This window comes from Pseudoalteromonas sp. SG44-1 (genome assembly GCF_014164315.1).
Classification (GTDB): domain Bacteria; phylum Pseudomonadota; class Gammaproteobacteria; order Enterobacterales; family Alteromonadaceae; genus Pseudoalteromonas; species Pseudoalteromonas rhizosphaerae.
This window is the reverse complement of sequence record NZ_JACJEW010000025.1, coordinates 20,866-38,078: the sequence shown is the minus strand read 5'-3', so window position 1 is coordinate 38,078 and position 17,213 is coordinate 20,866. Positions and strand designations below refer to the sequence as shown.

Genomic DNA, 17,213 nt, shown 5'->3' with positions numbered 1-17,213 from the left:
ATTGTAGTTTTGGCGTTATTAGTAATGGAGTTCCTAGAGATGGATCTTCAGCTAAACAAAGCTACATTTACTGGGTATAAAGATGGATCAAAAGCGTTGTGCCGTCGCCTCTAAAGAAACTCTGATGCGTATATTTACTGTGCCTGAAGCACCAGACTCAACTTTGAGTAAAATCGAACTTGAGATCTCGAGCAATTTAGCAGGTTTTTTGAATGAGAACATAGCGGCAATTGAAAAGCCATTGCATGAGATTGAAAAAGATTTTCAATCGGCAGCAATCCCAGAAGATCCGACTTTTGTATCTGCTTATGCGCAAGATATTATGGAGCAACTTGTCGCTCATTCAGTGCATACCGCTGCGCCAAGCTTTATTGGGCACATGACGTCAGCATTACCGCATTTTGTATTGCCACTTTCTAAGTTGATGGTTGGTCTTAATCAAAACTTAGTAAAAATAGAAACCTCCAAAGCATTTACTCCACTTGAGCGCCAAGTGCTTGGTATGATGCATCATTTGGCATACGGGCAAGATGACAGTTTTTATAGCAAATGGATGCACAGTGCGAAAACGTCGCTAGGTGCGTTTTGTTCGGGTGGCACAATCGCCAATATTACCGCATTGTGGATTGCTCGTAATCGCTTACTGAAAGCGGACGGCGAATTTAAAGGGATTGGTTCACAAGGTTTGATCAGTGCCATGTTGCATTATGGATATAAAGGCCTTGCAGTACTTATTTCTGAACGTGGCCATTACTCGCTAGGAAAATCAGCTGATTTACTTGGCATTGGTCGTGATAACTTTATTGCCATTAAAACTGCAGATAACAATAAGGTTGATGTTGATGCAATGCGCGCCAAAGCCCATGAGCTAGCAGCGCAAGGTATAAAAGTGATGGCGATTGTTGGGGTAGCCGGCACGACTGAAACTGGCAATATTGATCCTCTTGATGCTATGGCTGATTTAAGCGCTGAACTCAACTGCCATTTTCATGTCGATGCAGCATGGGGAGGAGCTACGCTGCTTTCTAATACATATCGCTCGTTACTGAAAGGCATTGAGCGAGCAGATTCAATTACCATCGATGCTCATAAACAAATGTATGTGCCAATGGGCGCTGGGTTAGTGCTTTTTAAAGATCCTACAGCTACGGATGCTATAGAACATCATGCAGAATACATCTTACGTAAAGGATCAAAAGATTTAGGTAGTCATACGCTTGAAGGTAGTCGTCCTGGTATGGCGATGTTAGTGCATGCTTGCTTACGCGTTATTGGCCGTAAAGGCTACGAAATCTTAATAGATAAAGGGATTGAAAAAGCTCGCTACTTTGCTGATTTAGTGAAAGCAGATGACGACTTTGAGCTGATCTCAGAACCTGAGTTATGTTTACTGACATACCGTTATGTGCCAAAACAGATAAAACAAAAAATAGCTCAAGCAGATGAACAAACGCGTTTGGATATCTTTGCCTCGTTAAATCGTTTTACTGCCAGTATGCAAAAACGCCAACGTGAAGCCGGTCGTTCATTTGTATCCCGTACCCGTTTAACTCCCGCGCAGTATGATCATCAACCTACAGTGGTATTTCGAGTCGTACTTGCAAATCCGCTGACATCAGAGAGTATTTTAAAAGATATACTTGCTGAGCAAAAAGAGCTGGCTAAAACAGATCCTGTATTTAAGAAATACCTTAGTAAATACATGGACTGAGCAGTAACAGTTGCGTTATTCCCAGGTTGCGTGGGGATAACGCAAGCAGCACTTTCTTTGTTAGCTAAAACACGATGTTCTGATCATTTCAGTGATAATATGTTGAGATGGTTTAATTTTTTCCATCGCCAAAAATTCATCGGGTTGGTGAGCCTGATTAATTGAACCCGGTCCCATCACAATCGTTTCACAACCCAATTGTTGAATAAATGGTGCTTCAGTACAGTAGTTCACTGCAACTGCTTGCTCTCCTGATATTTTTTCTGCCAGTTTAACTAATGCCGAATCAGTACTGCCGGTAAACGCGGGGATGGGCTCGTGCATATCCATCACACTGACTGAATCGGGATATTGGTTGTTGATCTCTGTAGCTATTTTTAACAGCATCATTTGCAGTTCTTGCACACTTAGACCCGGTAATGGGCGCATATCAATATGCATTTCACAGCAGCCACATATGCGATTCGCATTATCGCCACCATGAATGTGTCCTAGATTTAAAGTAGGGTAAGGAATAACAAAATGCTCAACTGCATATTTATTCTTTAATTGCTCTTTTAAAGTTAACAGTTTTGCAATAACTTTATGCATCACTTCAATGGCATTTAAACCACGTTCAGGATCAGAGCTATGTCCGGAACGACCGACTACGCGAATCGCGCTGCTCATATGTCCTTTATGTGTGAAAACAGGCGTCATATCAGTAGGTTCACCAATAATACACCGAGCTGGCTTTAAGTTTTTATGCTGACAAACTTGCTGTGCACCGGCCATGGTGGTTTCTTCGTCGGCAGTAGCTAGAATCAAAATTGGCTGTGTTTGAATATTCTTATCTAGTTCACTGATTGCCTGTAATACAAAAGCGAAAAAACCTTTCATATCAATACTGCCTAGACCATATAATTTATTGTTATCTTCACTTAATTTAAACGGATTATAGTTCCAACGACTATCATCAAATGGGACTGTATCGGTATGACCGGCAAGCATTAAACCACCATCTCCCTGGCCACGTTTTGCGAGTAAGTTAAAACGACCTTTAGGGCCCGACAACTCAGTAATTTCACATTCAAATCCAAGACTTGTACACCAAGTAGCTAATAAATCGATCACCCCTTTATTGCTCATAGACAATGACTCATCCATGGCACTAATTGAAGGTGCAGCAATCAATTGCTGATACATAGATAAAAAAGACGGTAATGACATAAAAAAATCCAAAATAAGTATTCAATCTAATTGCATAACAATATAAAAGTATTTATGATGAATATCAATTCACTTTTTAAGCATAAATATATTAAAGCGACGCAATGAATATAAAACGACGATAACCAGATTTCATTCATAAAATAGTGTTTTATGCACTGTTAAACCCGATTTGAATATATATGTAGTAACAAAAAACCAAAAAGAGTAACGAATGAAAGTAGTGATTATTGGCGCAAGTGGCTATAGCGGCGCAGAATTAGCAAGTTTGGTAGTAAAACACCCGCAATTAACCTTAGCTGGTTGCTATGTATCTGAGCAAAGCTTAGATAAGGGTAAATTATTAAGTGACTTGTATCCTGAGCATTTAGGTTTGCTTGATTCTCCTTTATTGCCTCTTAGTGATAGCGCTTATAACGATATTGAAAAGTCGGCCGATTTTGTATGTTTGTGTACTGATCATAAAGTGAGTGTTGACTTAGCGCCACGTTTTTTAAGCATGGGCAAAAAAGTATTTGATTTATCGGGTGGCTACCGTTTAAGCAGTAATGAAGATTATCAAACCTATTATGGTTTTGCGCATCAACATACGGAATTACTAAGTGAAGCGGCTTACGGATTGGCTGAATGGAATAGTGAAGCAATCGCCAAGGCGCAGTTAGTCGCTGTGGCTGGTTGCTATCCAACAGCAGCGCTGAATGCGTTAAAACCATTGCAACAAGCCGGCTTATTAGCCGAGCAAACCATTATTATTAATGCTGTATCGGGTGTAACCGGTGCGGGGCGTAAAGCTAGTGTAGCCACGCATTTTTGTGAAGTGTCGTTAGCACCTTATGGATTGTTTAATCATAGACACAGTCCTGAGATTGAGCAGCATTTAGGTCACAAGGTGCTATTTACGCCGCATTTAGGTAATTTTCCACGCGGTATTTTAGAAACTATTTATGTGCAATTGAAACCTGGAGTTACACCAGAGCAAGTTACACAAGCTTATCAAGTGCTTGCTGATGAGCCACTGATCAGATTGCTTGGTAATAAAATGCCATCAATTAAAGGAGTTGCAAAGCAGCCTTACGTTGATATTGCATGGCAGCAGCAAGGTACGCAGCTAATTGTGATGGCAGCTATTGATAACTTATTAAAAGGTGCTGCAGGGCAAGCATTGCAGTGCATTAATTTAGCCATGGGTATTGCCCATAGTACAGGTTTAAAAGGGTAGTTAGTAATGCAAACATGGGTCATTAAACTCGGTGGTGCAGTACTCAATACAGAAGACGCGGCTAAAGCGTTATTTGAGGCGCTTGCATCGCAAACTCAAGCACAATTTGTCATCGTTCATGGTGGCGGTTCACTAGTTGATAATTGGTTGACTGAGGCTGGTTTTGCTAGTGCGAAACATCAAGGTTTACGCATCAGTCCAAAAGAGCAAATGCCTTATATTGTTGGCGCGCTTGCGGGGTGTGCTAATAAACAATTAATGAGCCAAGCAATTATCGCAGGTCATAAACCGGTCGGGCTTAGTTTATACGAAGCGGGCATTATTTCGTCACAAAAACTCAAAGCGCTTGGTCAAGTTGGTAATTGTGACGGCGGTGTGCAAAGTGTGATACCGGAGTTATTAAAACTTGGTCGTTTACCTCTGGTCAGCTCTATCGGTTTTGGTGAAGATGGCCTTTGGTATAACGTAAACGCTGATGAAGCGGCGGCGGCAATAGCTAAAGAGCTTAATGCGGAAATTATTTTTATGACTGATGTAGAAGCTGTACTTGATGCAAATAAACGGCCGTTACATCAACTTGACACAAACCAGATCAATACTTTAATTGCAGAAGGAGTAATTTTGGGTGGGATGGAGGTCAAAGTTAAGACCAGCCTTCTTGCTGCCCAGCACTTACGACGTGGCGTTTACATTTCGAGCTGGCAAAAGCCAGAAAACTTAATTGCTCTACTCGCGGGTGAGCACGTCGGAACAAAAATTACACCATAGGTTTTATATGTTTAATCATTTTTTATCGGGTCTAGAGTTAGACCAACAAGGCGCACTTAAATTACTTAACTTAGCGCAAAAAATTAAAGCTAACCCAGCTGATTTTAGTCAAGCACTGGCTGGCAAATCGGTGGTTACTTTATTTGAAAAACCAAGCTTACGTACGCGTTTATCATTTGATATAGGTATTAATAAGTTAGGTGGACATGCGGTGTATCTTGATTCACAAAATGGCGCCATGGGCGCACGTGAATCAGTAAAAGACTTTGCATTGAACATTGCCAGTTGGGCTGACGGTATTGTGGCGCGGGTATATCAGCATAAAACATTAACCACACTTGCTGAATTTTCAAGCGTACCTGTGGTCAACAGTTTGTGCGATTTATATCATCCATGCCAAGCACTTGCTGACTTTCTAACACTGCAAGAAGTATATGGCGATGTAAGCCAGCTAAAATTAGCTTATTTAGGTGAAGGCAACAACGTAACGCATTCACTGATGTTACTTGCGGCTACTTTAGGCACCGATTTTGTTGCCGTATGCCCTAAAGGCAGTTCACCAGACTCGCAAATTTTAAAGCAGGCTGAGCAAATTGCCGCAATGAATGGTGCATCAGTGATGGTGAGTGATCGTGTTGAAGCGGCTGTAGGCGCTAACGCAGTGTATGCCGATACATGGGTATCAATGGGCGATGATACGCCACTTGAACAAGTAAAAGAAAAGTACATGCCGTATCAATTAAATGCGGCGTTGCTTAAACAGACTGGGGCTGACACTGTACTGCATTGCCAGCCAGCACACCGTGAATTTGAAATTACTTCTGAGGTAATGGATGGTCCGGCGTCAAAAATTATACAACAAGCAGAAAACCGTATGCATGCGCAAAACGCATTGCTTGTTTCATTATTAAATCCAAATTTTGTGTAAGGTATCACCAATGAGTTCTATTAAAAAAGTTGTATTAGCCTATTCTGGTGGTTTAGATACGTCAGCCATCGTGCCATGGTTAAAAGAAAACTACGGTTGTGAAGTTATCGCGTTTGTGGCCGATGTAGGTCAAGGTGCTGAAGAACTTGAAGGCGTTGAAGCAAAAGCGATCGCATCTGGTGCTTCTGAATGTTATGTAGTTGACTTAAAAGACGAAATGGTAAGTGATTATATTTACCCAACGTTAAAAACCGGTTCAATTTACGAAGGTACTTATTTATTAGGTACGTCAATGGCACGTCCTATTATTGCTAAAGCGCAAGTTGAGATTGCTCGTAAAGTAGGCGCTGATGCACTTTCTCATGGTTGTACAGGTAAAGGTAATGACCAAGTGCGCTTTGAATCTTGTTTTGCGGCCCTTGCGCCTGATCTTCAAGTTATTGCGCCATGGCGTGAGTGGGACTTATCAAGCCGTGAGTCATTACTTGATTACTTGGCAGAGCGTAATATTCCATGTTCTGCATCGGCAACTAAAATCTACAGCCGTGATGCAAACGCATGGCATATTTCTCACGAAGGTGGCGAGCTTGAAGATCCGTGGTGTCAACCAAGTGAGCAAGTGTGGACTTGGACTAGCTCACCAGAGCAAGCACCCAATGAGCCTGAATTTGTTACCTTAAACGTGGTTGAAGGTGAAGTTGTTGCTGTCAATGGCGAGCAGCTTAAACCGTATGACTGTCTAGTTAAACTTAATGATATTGCATCCCCGCATGGTGTTGGTCGTGTTGATATCGTTGAAAACCGTTTAGTGGGCATGAAATCCCGTGGCTGTTATGAAACCCCTGGTGGCACAGTGATCATGGCGGCATTACAAGCGATTGATGAGTTAGTACTTGATAAAGCAAGCCGCAAATGGAAAGAAGTACTGGGCGGCGAGTTTTCACATTTAGTCTATGACGGTCGTTGGTTTACACCACTTAAAGATTCAATCTTAGCGGGCGCAGAAGCGTTATCAACAGTTGCTACTGGCGAAGTTATTCTTAAGCTTTATAAAGGCCAGGTAACAGCGGTTCAGAAAAAATCACCTAATAGCTTATACAGCGAAGATTTTGCAACGTTTGGTGCAGATGATGTTTACGACCAATCGCATGCTGAAGGCTTTATTCGTTTATTCTCGCTTTCAAGCAGAATTTCAGCACTAGCGAAGAAGTAATTTTACTACAGCCTCGTAACAATAAGGCGGGGCAATTTCAGGGTTTGGAGAGATTTCATGGTATTATGGGGCGGACGTTTTTCTACGGGTCCAGATGAGGCGTTTAAACAATTTAACGACTCACTTCCCTTCGATTATCAACTCGCAGAGCAAGATATAGTTGGCTCTGTAGCGTGGGCAGGTGCCCTTAAGCAGGTTGACGTATTAAGTAGTGACGAACACAAAAAGTTAGTCGCTGCATTATATGAATTACTCGACGAAGTAAAAGCTGATCCACAAGCTGTGGCAACGTCAGGAGCTGAAGATATTCACTCACATGTTGAAGCTGCATTGATCGAAAAAGTGGGTGACTTAGCTAAAAAATTACATACCGGACGTAGTCGTAACGATCAGGTCGCTACTGACTTTCGTTTATGGTGTCGTGATACCGCCGCTCACATACTTACGGCGCTTGGTCAGTTAAAAGGTGAGTTTATCGCTTTAGCTGAACGTGAGCTGGGCACTATCTTACCTGGTTATACCCATTTACAACGTGCTCAGCCATTGTTGTTTAGTCATTGGTGTATGGCTTACGTGGAAATGATCGAACGTGATGAAAGCCGTTTAGCAGATGCTAAAGCGCGAATGAATTTTTGCCCTTTGGGCAGTGGGGCACTTGCCGGTACTGCGTACCCAATTGATCGGCAAGCACTTGCCGTGGGGTTAGGTTTTACCGCTGCGACTAAAAATAGTTTAGATGCCGTATCAGATCGTGACTTTGTGGTTGAGCTATTAAGCTGTGCATCAATCTCTATGATCCATTTATCGCGTATGTCAGAAGATTTGATCTTTTATAATTCGGGTGAAGCAGGTTTCATTGAGTTAGCAGATAATGTTACTTCAGGCTCATCATTGATGCCACAAAAGAAGAACCCCGATGCGCTAGAGCTTATTCGCGGCAAAACAGGGCGTGTATTTGGTGCCTTTAGTGCCATGATGATGACGTTAAAAGCACTGCCACTTGCCTATAATAAAGATATGCAAGAAGATAAAGAAGGCTTATTTGATGCCATGCCAACGTGGCTTGCTTGTATTCATATGGCGCAAGCGTGTATCAAAGGTATAAAAGTAAATGGCGATCGTACTTTAGCCGCTGCTAAGGGCGGGCATTCAAATGCGACAGAGCTTGCTGACTATTTAGTCGCCAAAGGGATCCCTTTTAGGGAAGGTCATCATATTGTTGGTGTGTTGGTACAAATGGCTATCGCACAAGGGAATAACTTAGAAGATTTAAGTTTAGAACAATTCCAATCGGTGCATAGTATTTTTGCACAGGACGTATATGCTGTACTAGAGATAGACGCATGTATAAAAGCGCGCCAAGCACTTGGTGGTACATCTTTAGAGCAAGTTACAGTTGCAGTTAAAGATGCCAAAAAAAAACAGCAAATAACAGTTCGTGACGCTAATCTTGACGATGTAGAGTCAATTGCTAAATTGATCCAGCACTGGGCTACGGTAGGTGAAAATTTACCGCGTGCTAAAAGCGACATGGTACATTCAATCAATGAGTTTGCAGTTACCGAAGTTGCTGGAGAAGTCGCGGGCTGCGCATCACTGTATATTTATGATACTGGTCTTGCTGAAATTCGTTCTTTAGGGATAGATCCTGAAACCGGTATTACTGGGCAAGGTCGTCAGTTAGTTGAACATTTATTAGTTAAAGCCAAAAAATTGGCACTCAATCGCATCATTGTTTTGACGCGAGTACCTGATTTCTTTGAAAAACAAGGTTTCACATTCTGTACCAAAGACAGCTTACCGGAAAAGGTAATGAAAGATTGTGAACTGTGTTTACGCAGAGACAATTGTGACGAAGTCGCGATGGAATTTATTTTGAAGCAAAGTCGGAACGCGGAGATCCCGTGTAAAAATGTAGCTTAAAATCCCTGGATATAAAAAACGTACGGTTATCCCTGTGCGTTTTTTTATGCCTTATCATATCTGGTATGACCTGTTGTGTGGGATGCGCTGTAGCAAATAAAAGATCAAAAAAGATCGTTTTTTAAAATGTTGGATCAGTAATTGCTTATTACTAGATGTAAGATGGCTCAGCGTGAGTTCATCTTTAAAAGCGCCAAGCAGTTATCAGAGCGTTAAAAACAGTGGCTTATTTAATAAGTCATTTATTCAACATTTATTGAAAGGATTAATCTTATGCAAGTTACAGCTAACAGCCAATTACAAATGCAAGCATACAATAATATGCAACAATCAAAGCCAGCACTTGAACAAAGCGCTAGTAATAAAACCCTACAATCTGATACAGTGTCTATATCTAATGAAGCCTTACTAGCGGCTAAAGGTGAAGCTGAAATCCAGCGCGGTGGTGGTGGTCTATCAACTGATCCTGATCGTCGTCGTCCTACTTAATTTGCTAGTTAGGTCAAGAACAAACGAGATGGTGTATGTATTTTGATTTAACGTCCTTAGGAATTCACTTTGATAGTATTATCATTTGGGGATTGTTAATGGCTTGTTTATACAATTTGTTACTCAAGTTTACCATTGAGGACAGAAGCAGCTCACCTCTCGTTATCTCTCTTATAATGCTGGTATCGTATGGATTGAGTTATGAATTTGTAGATCTCAATGCTGGCATGTATGTTTATCTGATATGGGTTAAATATGATTTTCTAACCATTATAGCCCTTCTAGTTTCACACAAACTGTTAAAACTACCTTACACTTCCACTCTGAAATATATACTTGCTGGGTTAACTATCAATACATTGATTTTCTTAGGAATACATATTGATATTGTGGTGTTTGACAATAAAAATTATTGGTGGTTTTGGAGTTTTTATTCAATAGGGATAACTGTTATAGATTTCTTTATGGTTGTTACGCTTATTTTTGGAAAGGATTGGCTACACATAGGTAAATTACTTTCTAAAAGGAAGCAGAAAAAACAAATCACTAATTTTAAAAACTGTTAATTTAACCACTGTAATTATTCGTGGATTTTTTTCAACAATACATTAGTTTTTATATGGCCACATTTATTATGTGGGGATTTCTAATGACTTTTTTGTATTGTCTTGTGCAAAAATCATCTAAACCTGGTGGCGAACGCACTCGTATGTGGGTCGCACTTACTATATTTCTATCCTATTTACTGCTCGATCCACTTCTAAATCTTAATTTTGGTTTTGATATTTTAAATTATGCGGACGCATATTTAATTTGGGCTATTTGTGACGTATTTACTCTGATTATTATCCTTTTCATAGCAAAAAATAAAAAAATAACAAAGTTACCAGCTAAGCTCTACATCGTAGTCGGCTTTAGTGTCAATATAGCTTTATTTATAGGTATGTTTGCAGATACTCATTATGGTGAATATATTGGACCTTGGTGGTTTTGGAATGTATATGCTGTGGTGGTAAATGTATCTGATGTGATGATGATAATTGCTTTATTATGTAATAAAGACTTTTTAGGTTTAGTTCGTGGTTATAACCGATTGCGAGGCCTAAAAAACTAGAGGCCTCGCCTAAAACTTAAAACCGGTATTCCCAGCTGGTTTTTAATGCGCTGTTGGTATCAGACTCGTTAGCAAGTTCGTCTTTATACACTGAGCCGCTGATCTTCCATAAACCACTAAAAATAGCCTGCTGATAACCAAGCTCTAATTGTAAGCGTTCAAACGTTTCGGCGACTTGGGTCAAGTCGGTGATGTCAGTTTTAAACCAACGTAACTTCGCATAGCCGCCATAACCGTTCATAGTATGATAATGCGCACCTAATACTGCTGATTTACTTTGCTGTGGTGTTGCAGAGCCAATTAACCGATCTTTATGATTATAGGCTTGGGCATAATTAATAAATGCTTCATTAGCATCGTCACAACTAAGTTGGGCTGTACAATCTTGTTGTGTATTTGAATATTCAAAATAGGTTTTTAGTAATTGCTCTTGGCCGCCAAAAAAGCTCTCAACGCCAATTGTATAAAAAGCATCACTTGGCGCTAAGCCACTGTCATTTTTTCCCATTATCTCGGTGTAAAATGCAATCGGTTGCTCTGCTATAGTGGTTGAGTATTTGGCATCTAAGCTTGTTAAGCGTTGCTTAGTTGTTATTACTTCCAGCGTATTAGGATTTACTTCTGTATTGGTTAAATAATCAGAGCTTGCGGTACTAAATGCAACCTCAAGTCCTGGTAGTGGTGTGCTGGCAAAGCGCATAGCCCAGTAGTCACCTTTTTCACCATTACTTAAATGTGGTTTTTGTTTTGCGTAAATACCAGTCAACTGCCAGTTACCTATGAATGATAACCAACTTGGGCCGACATATTGGGTGTTAGCACGGTTAATTCTTAGCCCTTTCATTGGTGCGGCATTATTCGACAGTAGTAATGCATTGTCGTTACCTGGTCCCCACCAATGGCTTACTTGTTCGGCGCTAACAGACCAATTGCCCATTAATACTGCTAAGTAGCTGCCATGATAGTTTATGTGTTCATCATCAAGTGCCTGATCAGCGTAATTAACACTGACTTTGGCGCTAACACGGTCGCCAGTGATAGAGCCATAGCTATTAATGCCACTTTTTTGTTGATCGCGTTTGCCAAAGCTTTGTTGCAAAGTCGGCTCACTATTGTAGTTAAGCCTCACACCAGAGCTACTGCCTTGTTTAGCGTTCTCTAAGGCATGTTTTACGTGTTGATAAGCAAATCGACTTTGTGTTGATAAACTGCTGCTTTCAATTGTATTTAAATCTCTGGCAATGCCTTGCCACATCAAGGGATAACTATTGATCGGTTGTTTAATCACGCCTTGGTTAAAGAGCATCTCAATTGAGGCTCGTAATAAAGGGTCGTCACTTTCAATCCAAGGTGATGCAAACGCGGGTGTGGCAATCACAACAAGGGTGCTTAAATAGATATTTAACTTCATCCGTGTAACTTTTCCTGTAATGCTTTTACTACAATAGGGTGTACAAACTCACTGACATCGCCTTTATGACGCGCGACTTCTTTAACTAGGGTTGAAGAGATAAATGAGTTCTTTTCAGCTGGGGTTAAAAAAACACTCTCTAAATCAGGATTTAAACGACGATTCATATTGGCAAGCTGAAACTCATAATCAAAGTCAGACACCGCACGAATACCGCGGATCAGTACATTCGCACTATGATCGCGTGCTAAATCAGCTAATAATCCAGAAAAACCGATCACGCTAACGTTATCTAAATGAGTGAGTAAACTATTGGCAATTGCTACCCGCTCATCTAGGCTAAAGCAGGGTTTTTTACTAGGATTGTGAGCAACTGCAACAATTACAGTATCAAACATTTTAGCTGCCCGCTGAATCAGATCTGTGTGTCCATTGGTTAATGGATCAAAGGTGCCAGGATAAATTGCGGTGACTTTCATAAATATCATCTTAGTGTTATTTTGAGGGTTATATTAACAGTCTTTGTTGTCCAGATCAGCCTGCAAATTGCGACTGCATATTTTCATTTGTAAATGAGTTTATTTCAATAAGAAACAATAACTACGAATTATGGATTAGAAATTTTCAAGGTGGTATTTTATTGGATTATATTTGTATATACTGCGCGGCTAATAATACTGAGTGAATTATGGGCATTTACTCTAATAAAAATAATCAGAGTAGCAGGATATGAGTACCAAGGATAAAATAATTACAACCAGCATAATGCTATTTAACCAACATGGCGAGCGTGCGGTCACAACCAACCATATCGCTTCACATATGGGCATCAGTCCCGGTAATCTTTATTATCACTTTAAAAATAAAGAAGACATTATTCGCCATATATTTGCATTATATAGTAAGCATTTACACACTCAATTTGTGCCAATGGAAAAGCAGGATGAAGCACTAACACACTTAACTGGGTATCTTGATGCTTTGTTTGAGTTGATGTGGCGTTTTCATTTTTTCTATGACAATTTGGGTGACATTTTATCTCGCGACGAAGTACTGAAAAAAGATTATATTGAGTTTCAAGAGGCTTTGTTAAGTCAAGTGCGCGAAATTGTGATTGGCCTGCGTGAAGGTGGGATGATCGCAATTGATGATGAAGATACCGTTGAACTTGCTCATATGCTAAAAATCACCGTCAGTTTTTGGACTCCTTACATTAAAGCCAGACGGTTAAGCGGTGAGTTAATGCAGCAAGATATTTATAATGGTATTTTAAAAGTGTTAGCGCTTTTTAAAGCATTTGGTACCGAGCAAAGTATCCCAAAAATTAACTTGTTACGCGAAAAATACAGTAAATTAGCGGCACAAGCAGAGCCTGTTTAATTAAACGCAGCGGTTGTTTATTTCCTAGACGTTAGATTTTTTGTTATAATCGCGCGCCCAACACGTGGGTGCGTGAATCCTAAATATTGTCTAACGAGTAAACTATGCTTAAATTTATCGTCAAACTCCATCCTGAAATAGCCATTAAAAGCCGCTCTGTGCGTAAACGCTTTACTAAGTTGTTAGAAAACAACATTAAAATTGTGTTACGCAAGCTTGACGAAAAAGTACAAGTACAAAATAACTGGGACAATATATCCGTCGTAACTAAATCAGATGACGCACAAATGCGCCTTGATTTTATCGATGGCTTACAACGGATCCCTGGTATTGTGCAGTTTATTGAAGTGACCGAAACTAACTACGAAAACCTGCACGATATTTACGAAAAAGCGTTAGATATGGTTGGCCACACCGTCGTGGGCAAAACATTCTGTGTACGTTGTAAGCGCCAAGGTAAGCATGATTTCACCTCTACCGATGTAGAGCGTTATGTGGGTGGTGGTTTAAATCAGCACGTCGATGGTGCCAGCGTAAGACTGAAAAATCCTGAAGTAACTATTCGTCTTGAAATTAAAGATGATAAAGCTTACGTCGTAACGCACACCCATCATGGTATGGCCGGTTTCCCATTACCAACGCAAGAAGATGTCTTGTCGTTAATGTCAGGTGGATTTGACTCGGGCGTTGCTAGTTATCAAATGATCCGCAAAGGCGCTCGTACGCACTTTTTGTTCTTCAATTTAGGCGGTGCGGCGCACGAGATTGGTGTTAAACAAGCCAGCTATTATATTTGGAAGCAGTTTAGCTCAACCCATAAAGTTAAATTTATCAGTGTTGACTTTGACCCCGTTGTTGCCGAAATTTTAGAAAATGTTGAAAACAGTCAAATGGGTGTAGTCCTCAAACGTATGATGATGCGTGCAGGCAGCCAAATAGCTGAAAAAATGGGGATTCAAGCGCTCGTTACCGGTGAGAGTCTAGGCCAAGTTTCAAGTCAAACATTAGCCAACTTAAGTGTGATTGACCGTGTTACCGAAACGCTTATATTACGCCCGCTGATCCAACACGACAAACAAGAAATTATAAACATCGCTCGTAAAATTGGCACCGCAGAAATGGCCGAAACTATGCCGGAATACTGTGGTGTGATTTCTAAAAAGCCTACAGTTAAAGCTAAAATTGCCGTAGTAGAAGCTGAAGAGCAAAAGTTTGATTTTGATGTGCTCAATACTGTTATTGAAAACGCACGTATTATGGATATTCGTGACATTGACGTTGAAGCTAAACAAGAGCTAAAAGAGGCCGAGTCAGTTTCTGATTTACCAGCTGATGCAGTTGTTGTTGATATTCGCTCGCCGGAAGAAGAAGATGCAGCACCGCTTGAAATTAATGGGATAGAAGTTGTGCATTTGCCATTTTTCCGCTTAGCGACCAAATTTGCAGACCTACCGCAAGACAAAGACTACTACTTATATTGCACTAAAGGTGTAATGAGTCAGCTACAGGCGCTTATTTTACATGAAAATGGCTTTGCCAATGTTAAAGTTTATCGCCCGTAAGGTTGATAGTTATTAATAACAAGCGCGAGTTAAATCGCGCTTTTTTTATGTCTGATAGCATCGAGTAAAGATTGATTGTGAGGGGTATTAATACCGAGTTGATTACCTTTTTGGCAAATATAACCGCACATCGCGTCAATTTCTGTGATGCGATTATGGGCGACATCTTGATGCATTGATGAGTAATTGTTTTTGGTATCACTCATCACTTGATAGGCGTTCGCTAACGCTTCAGCAAGTCGCACATTAATACCTAGTTTATTTGCTACGGTACACGCTTCGTTTAAGATATTTAAAATTATGCCACTAAACTGTGGTGCAGTCAGTGCGCCATTTTTCACATTGTGCAGCGCACTGAGTGGATTAATAGCAATATTAACGAGTAATTTTTCAAAGCGTAATTGTTGTATATTATTTGTGGTTGTTAATTCAGGAATAGCGTTTAGTAGATTTTTAACTTCAGCGAGTTGTGTTTTTGCTTGCTGGTTACAATCACCTAAAATGCTGCTCCCGATACCAGTATGCAACACACTAAAAGGTGCATCTTTGTAGCCCGCTAAACGTGTTGTTAAAAAATATAGTCCTTGTTGTTTTGTAAGTTCGCTATTTATTTCATCTACATTACCCATGCCATTGTGAGATAAAATTAATTGGCATTGAGCGCTTAAAAAAGGCTTTAGTTGCCTAAATGCGGTGGCAACTTGATATGCTTTAACAGTAAAAATAATAACATCGACTTGGCCGTGCTCGGATAATTGAGTCAGGTTTGTCAGTTGGCAATTAATTGTTTGTTTTGGCGCGTTTGCTTGTTGATAAAAACGAGGTTCGTCAATAGCATGCTTGGTAAGTAGGGTGACCCTGTGCTGTTGACTCAAATAATGGCTATAGAGCAGCCCAATGGCACCATCGCCAACGACGAATATATTAGCCATTTTGATTCTTTTTAAAACGAGAATAAATACCGAACAACAAAAAGAAACTAGCAGCCCCAGAAAAGTCAGCAACAACATCAGCAACAGAGGCGCTACGATAAGGGATTGTGCTTTGCATTAGCTCAATAGCAATGCCATAAAATGCTAATAACACGAGGTGAACGAATACAGGTAGCTTGAATGCTCTGACCATGACGGCTGCCAGAACAAAGAAAATAGTAAAATGTACTAACTTATCTAGGTGAGGCAGTGACGATACCCCAACGCCCCTAAAATCGCGGGCAAACAAAAAGGTAAATACCAGAATACTGATTAAAAATAGGGTTTGATAAACACGCCGAGTCACGAAAAATCCTAAATCGTTTAAAAATAGACCCGTAGTATATCAAACAAATTTCGTATCGCAGCTGAACAAAGCATAGAAAAGTGTAAAGATTTATAAAATTTATATAGTATAATTATCGACAATATAAACTTGAATTAAAAATATCTTGCTAGGAGAGACTTATGCCTTCATTTGACATTGTTTCGGAAGTCGAAATGAACGAAGCAAAAAATGCTGTTGATAACGCTAACCGTGAACTTGAAACTCGCTTTGATTTTAGAGGCGTTGATGCGTCAATAGAGCTTAATGATAAAACCATTAAACTAAAAGCAGAAGCTGATTCACAGGTTATGCAGTTGTTTGATATTTTAGCGAGCAAAATATCAAAGCGCGGTATGGACGTATCAAGTTTAGAGCTGCAAGATATTTCACGTGCGGGAAAAAATGTTTTCCGTAATGTTGCGCTAAAGCAAGGTATCGAAAAAGATATGGCTAAAAAAGTAGTTAAAGCCATTAAAGACTCTAAAGTGAAAGTACAAGCTGCGATCCAAGGCGAAGAAGTACGTGTAACGGGCAAAAAACGTGATGACCTACAAGAAGCCATGCAAGTAGTACGCAGTGCTGATTTAGGGCAACCATTTCAGTTTAAAAACTTTAGAGATTAGAAAGCTAGGAGCTAGGTTTCTAGGTGCTAGAAAAAGCCAAATTGCAGCAATGTAGTTTGGCTTTTTTAGTTTAGAACTTATGGTTATTCCTAGAACCTAGAGTATTTAGATGTATAGCCGTCCATTGACTTTTGTGCTTAAAATAATCACAATAGCGACCTATTTTCAAGGTGCTTGTGGTTACTTTTCAAGGTTGTTGATTAAGTACGGCAAGATAATCGGGAAGTTGGTGGCGTTTATAGGATATAAACGAAGTCCAACACTGCCCCCGCAACGGTGATACATACTTTTAGCTAAATTTATTAGCGAGTTATGTTAAGTCCGGAGACCGGCCTTGAAGTCAATTTACTATCACTTGTGCGGT

17 protein-coding genes and 1 riboswitch are annotated in these 17,213 nt (G+C 40.2%); of the genes, 12 read left to right on the top strand and 5 right to left on the bottom strand.

The annotated features are described in order from the left end of the window. The first annotated feature begins 82 nt into the window (after nt 1–82). Nucleotides 83–1,711, top strand: coding sequence for a pyridoxal-dependent aspartate 1-decarboxylase PanP (panP, locus tag H5187_RS12860; RefSeq protein ID WP_182797930.1), 1,629 nt, complete (start codon nt 83–85; stop codon nt 1,709–1,711). Between the two features lie 60 nt (nt 1,712–1,771). On the opposite strand, the gene argE is transcribed toward panP, so the two are convergent. Next, entirely contained in the window at nt 1,772–2,920 is a 1,149-nt protein-coding gene (gene argE, locus H5187_RS12855) for an acetylornithine deacetylase (protein ID WP_182718378.1), read from the bottom strand. Nucleotides 2,921–3,134: 214 nt separating this feature from the next. Here argE and argC point away from each other — a divergent pair, with 214 nt between their 5' ends. From argC to H5187_RS12815, 8 genes are all read left to right on the top strand, one after another. Further along, nucleotides 3,135–4,139: an N-acetyl-gamma-glutamyl-phosphate reductase gene (gene argC / locus H5187_RS12850; RefSeq protein ID WP_145235116.1), complete on the top strand. Its 1,005-nt coding sequence runs from the start codon at nt 3,135–3,137 to the stop codon at nt 4,137–4,139. A 6-nt stretch (nt 4,140–4,145) separates the two neighbouring features. Then, complete coding sequence (gene argB, locus H5187_RS12845; protein WP_182739879.1) at nt 4,146–4,907, top strand: acetylglutamate kinase; 762 nt, start codon at nt 4,146–4,148, stop codon at nt 4,905–4,907. Nucleotides 4,908–4,914: 7 nt separating this feature from the next. Then, on the top strand, nt 4,915–5,835 hold the full coding sequence (locus H5187_RS12840; protein WP_145235120.1) for an ornithine carbamoyltransferase: 921 nt from the start codon (nt 4,915–4,917) through the stop codon (nt 5,833–5,835). A gap of 10 nt (nt 5,836–5,845) precedes the next feature. Next, nucleotides 5,846–7,048 (top strand): argininosuccinate synthase, encoded by a 1,203-nt coding sequence (locus tag H5187_RS12835; protein ID WP_145235122.1) that lies wholly within the window; start codon nt 5,846–5,848, stop codon nt 7,046–7,048. A 57-nt stretch (nt 7,049–7,105) separates the two neighbouring features. Next, on the top strand, nt 7,106–8,971 hold the full coding sequence (gene argH, locus H5187_RS12830) for an argininosuccinate lyase (RefSeq protein ID WP_182797929.1): 1,866 nt from the start codon (nt 7,106–7,108) through the stop codon (nt 8,969–8,971). 273 nt (nt 8,972–9,244) lie between these two features. Continuing rightward, the gene (locus H5187_RS12825) at nt 9,245–9,460 is read left to right on the top strand and encodes a hypothetical protein (protein WP_182797928.1); all 216 of its coding nucleotides are present in this window, start codon (nt 9,245–9,247) and stop codon (nt 9,458–9,460) included. A gap of 35 nt (nt 9,461–9,495) precedes the next feature. Next, nucleotides 9,496–10,026, top strand: coding sequence for a hypothetical protein (locus tag H5187_RS12820; protein ID WP_182797927.1), 531 nt, complete (start codon nt 9,496–9,498; stop codon nt 10,024–10,026). 83 nt (nt 10,027–10,109) lie between these two features. Continuing rightward, complete coding sequence (locus H5187_RS12815) at nt 10,110–10,574, top strand: hypothetical protein (protein WP_182797926.1); 465 nt, start codon at nt 10,110–10,112, stop codon at nt 10,572–10,574. Between the two features lie 16 nt (nt 10,575–10,590). Here H5187_RS12815 and H5187_RS12810 read toward each other — a convergent pair whose 3' ends face one another. Both H5187_RS12810 and coaD read right to left on the bottom strand, forming a co-directional pair. Then, nucleotides 10,591–11,985 carry a capsule assembly Wzi family protein gene (locus H5187_RS12810; protein ID WP_182797925.1) on the bottom strand — a complete coding sequence of 465 codons (1,395 nt, stop codon included), beginning with the start codon at nt 11,983–11,985 and terminating at the stop codon, nt 10,591–10,593. Beyond that, nucleotides 11,982–12,464, bottom strand: coding sequence for a pantetheine-phosphate adenylyltransferase (gene coaD, locus H5187_RS12805; RefSeq protein WP_145235133.1), 483 nt, complete (start codon nt 12,462–12,464; stop codon nt 11,982–11,984). The genes H5187_RS12810 and coaD overlap by 4 nt, the downstream gene beginning before the upstream one ends. 250 nt (nt 12,465–12,714) lie before the next feature. Here coaD and H5187_RS12800 point away from each other — a divergent pair, with 250 nt between their 5' ends. Together H5187_RS12800 and thiI are read left to right on the top strand one after the other, a co-directional pair. Continuing rightward, entirely contained in the window at nt 12,715–13,365 is a 651-nt protein-coding gene (locus tag H5187_RS12800; protein WP_149981376.1) for a TetR/AcrR family transcriptional regulator, read from the top strand. 104 nt (nt 13,366–13,469) lie between these two features. Next, nucleotides 13,470–14,927 carry a tRNA uracil 4-sulfurtransferase ThiI gene (thiI, locus tag H5187_RS12795; RefSeq protein WP_149981375.1) on the top strand — a complete coding sequence of 486 codons (1,458 nt, stop codon included), beginning with the start codon at nt 13,470–13,472 and terminating at the stop codon, nt 14,925–14,927. 29 nt (nt 14,928–14,956) lie between these two features. Here the strand turns inward: thiI and H5187_RS12790 are convergent, their stop codons facing one another. Both H5187_RS12790 and H5187_RS12785 read right to left on the bottom strand, forming a co-directional pair. Continuing rightward, the gene (locus tag H5187_RS12790; protein ID WP_182797924.1) at nt 14,957–15,859 is read right to left on the bottom strand and encodes a ketopantoate reductase family protein; all 903 of its coding nucleotides are present in this window, start codon (nt 15,857–15,859) and stop codon (nt 14,957–14,959) included. Further along, a complete protein-coding gene (locus H5187_RS12785; RefSeq protein WP_149981373.1) occupies nt 15,852–16,205 on the bottom strand; it encodes a VanZ family protein in 354 nt (117 codons plus the stop codon). Before H5187_RS12785 ends, H5187_RS12790 begins: the two co-directional genes overlap by 8 nt. Before the next feature lie 161 nt (nt 16,206–16,366). On the opposite strand from H5187_RS12785, the gene H5187_RS12780 reads away from it, so the two are divergent. Then, nucleotides 16,367–16,849: a YajQ family cyclic di-GMP-binding protein gene (locus tag H5187_RS12780; RefSeq protein WP_149981372.1), complete on the top strand. Its 483-nt coding sequence runs from the start codon at nt 16,367–16,369 to the stop codon at nt 16,847–16,849. Between the two features lie 173 nt (nt 16,850–17,022). Beyond that, nucleotides 17,023–17,201, top strand: a riboswitch (cobalamin riboswitch). Nucleotides 17,202–17,213: the final 12 nt, after the last annotated feature.

What these genes read in the sequence shown, in the direction of transcription:
- argB (WP_182739879.1), top strand. Translation starts at nt 4,146, where the DNA reads ATGCAAACATGGGTCATTAAACTCGGTGGTGCAGTACTCAATACAGAA.
- H5187_RS12780 (WP_149981372.1), top strand. Translation starts at nt 16,367, where the DNA reads ATGCCTTCATTTGACATTGTTTCGGAAGTCGAAATGAACGAAGCAAAA.
- H5187_RS12800 (WP_149981376.1), top strand. Translation starts at nt 12,715, where the DNA reads ATGAGTACCAAGGATAAAATAATTACAACCAGCATAATGCTATTTAAC.
- H5187_RS12815 (WP_182797926.1), top strand. Translation starts at nt 10,110, where the DNA reads ATGACTTTTTTGTATTGTCTTGTGCAAAAATCATCTAAACCTGGTGGC.
- H5187_RS12840 (WP_145235120.1), top strand. Translation starts at nt 4,915, where the DNA reads ATGTTTAATCATTTTTTATCGGGTCTAGAGTTAGACCAACAAGGCGCA.
- H5187_RS12835 (WP_145235122.1), top strand. Translation starts at nt 5,846, where the DNA reads ATGAGTTCTATTAAAAAAGTTGTATTAGCCTATTCTGGTGGTTTAGAT.
- coaD (WP_145235133.1), bottom strand. Translation starts at nt 12,464, where the DNA reads ATGAAAGTCACCGCAATTTATCCTGGCACCTTTGATCCATTAACCAAT.
- argC (WP_145235116.1), top strand. Translation starts at nt 3,135, where the DNA reads ATGAAAGTAGTGATTATTGGCGCAAGTGGCTATAGCGGCGCAGAATTA.
- thiI (WP_149981375.1), top strand. Translation starts at nt 13,470, where the DNA reads ATGCTTAAATTTATCGTCAAACTCCATCCTGAAATAGCCATTAAAAGC.
- H5187_RS12825 (WP_182797928.1), top strand. Translation starts at nt 9,245, where the DNA reads ATGCAAGTTACAGCTAACAGCCAATTACAAATGCAAGCATACAATAAT.
- H5187_RS12820 (WP_182797927.1), top strand. Translation starts at nt 9,496, where the DNA reads ATGTATTTTGATTTAACGTCCTTAGGAATTCACTTTGATAGTATTATC.
- H5187_RS12790 (WP_182797924.1), bottom strand. Translation starts at nt 15,859, where the DNA reads ATGGCTAATATATTCGTCGTTGGCGATGGTGCCATTGGGCTGCTCTAT.
- panP (WP_182797930.1), top strand. Translation starts at nt 83, where the DNA reads ATGGATCAAAAGCGTTGTGCCGTCGCCTCTAAAGAAACTCTGATGCGT.
- argH (WP_182797929.1), top strand. Translation starts at nt 7,106, where the DNA reads ATGGTATTATGGGGCGGACGTTTTTCTACGGGTCCAGATGAGGCGTTT.
- argE (WP_182718378.1), bottom strand. Translation starts at nt 2,920, where the DNA reads ATGTCATTACCGTCTTTTTTATCTATGTATCAGCAATTGATTGCTGCA.
- H5187_RS12810 (WP_182797925.1), bottom strand. Translation starts at nt 11,985, where the DNA reads ATGAAGTTAAATATCTATTTAAGCACCCTTGTTGTGATTGCCACACCC.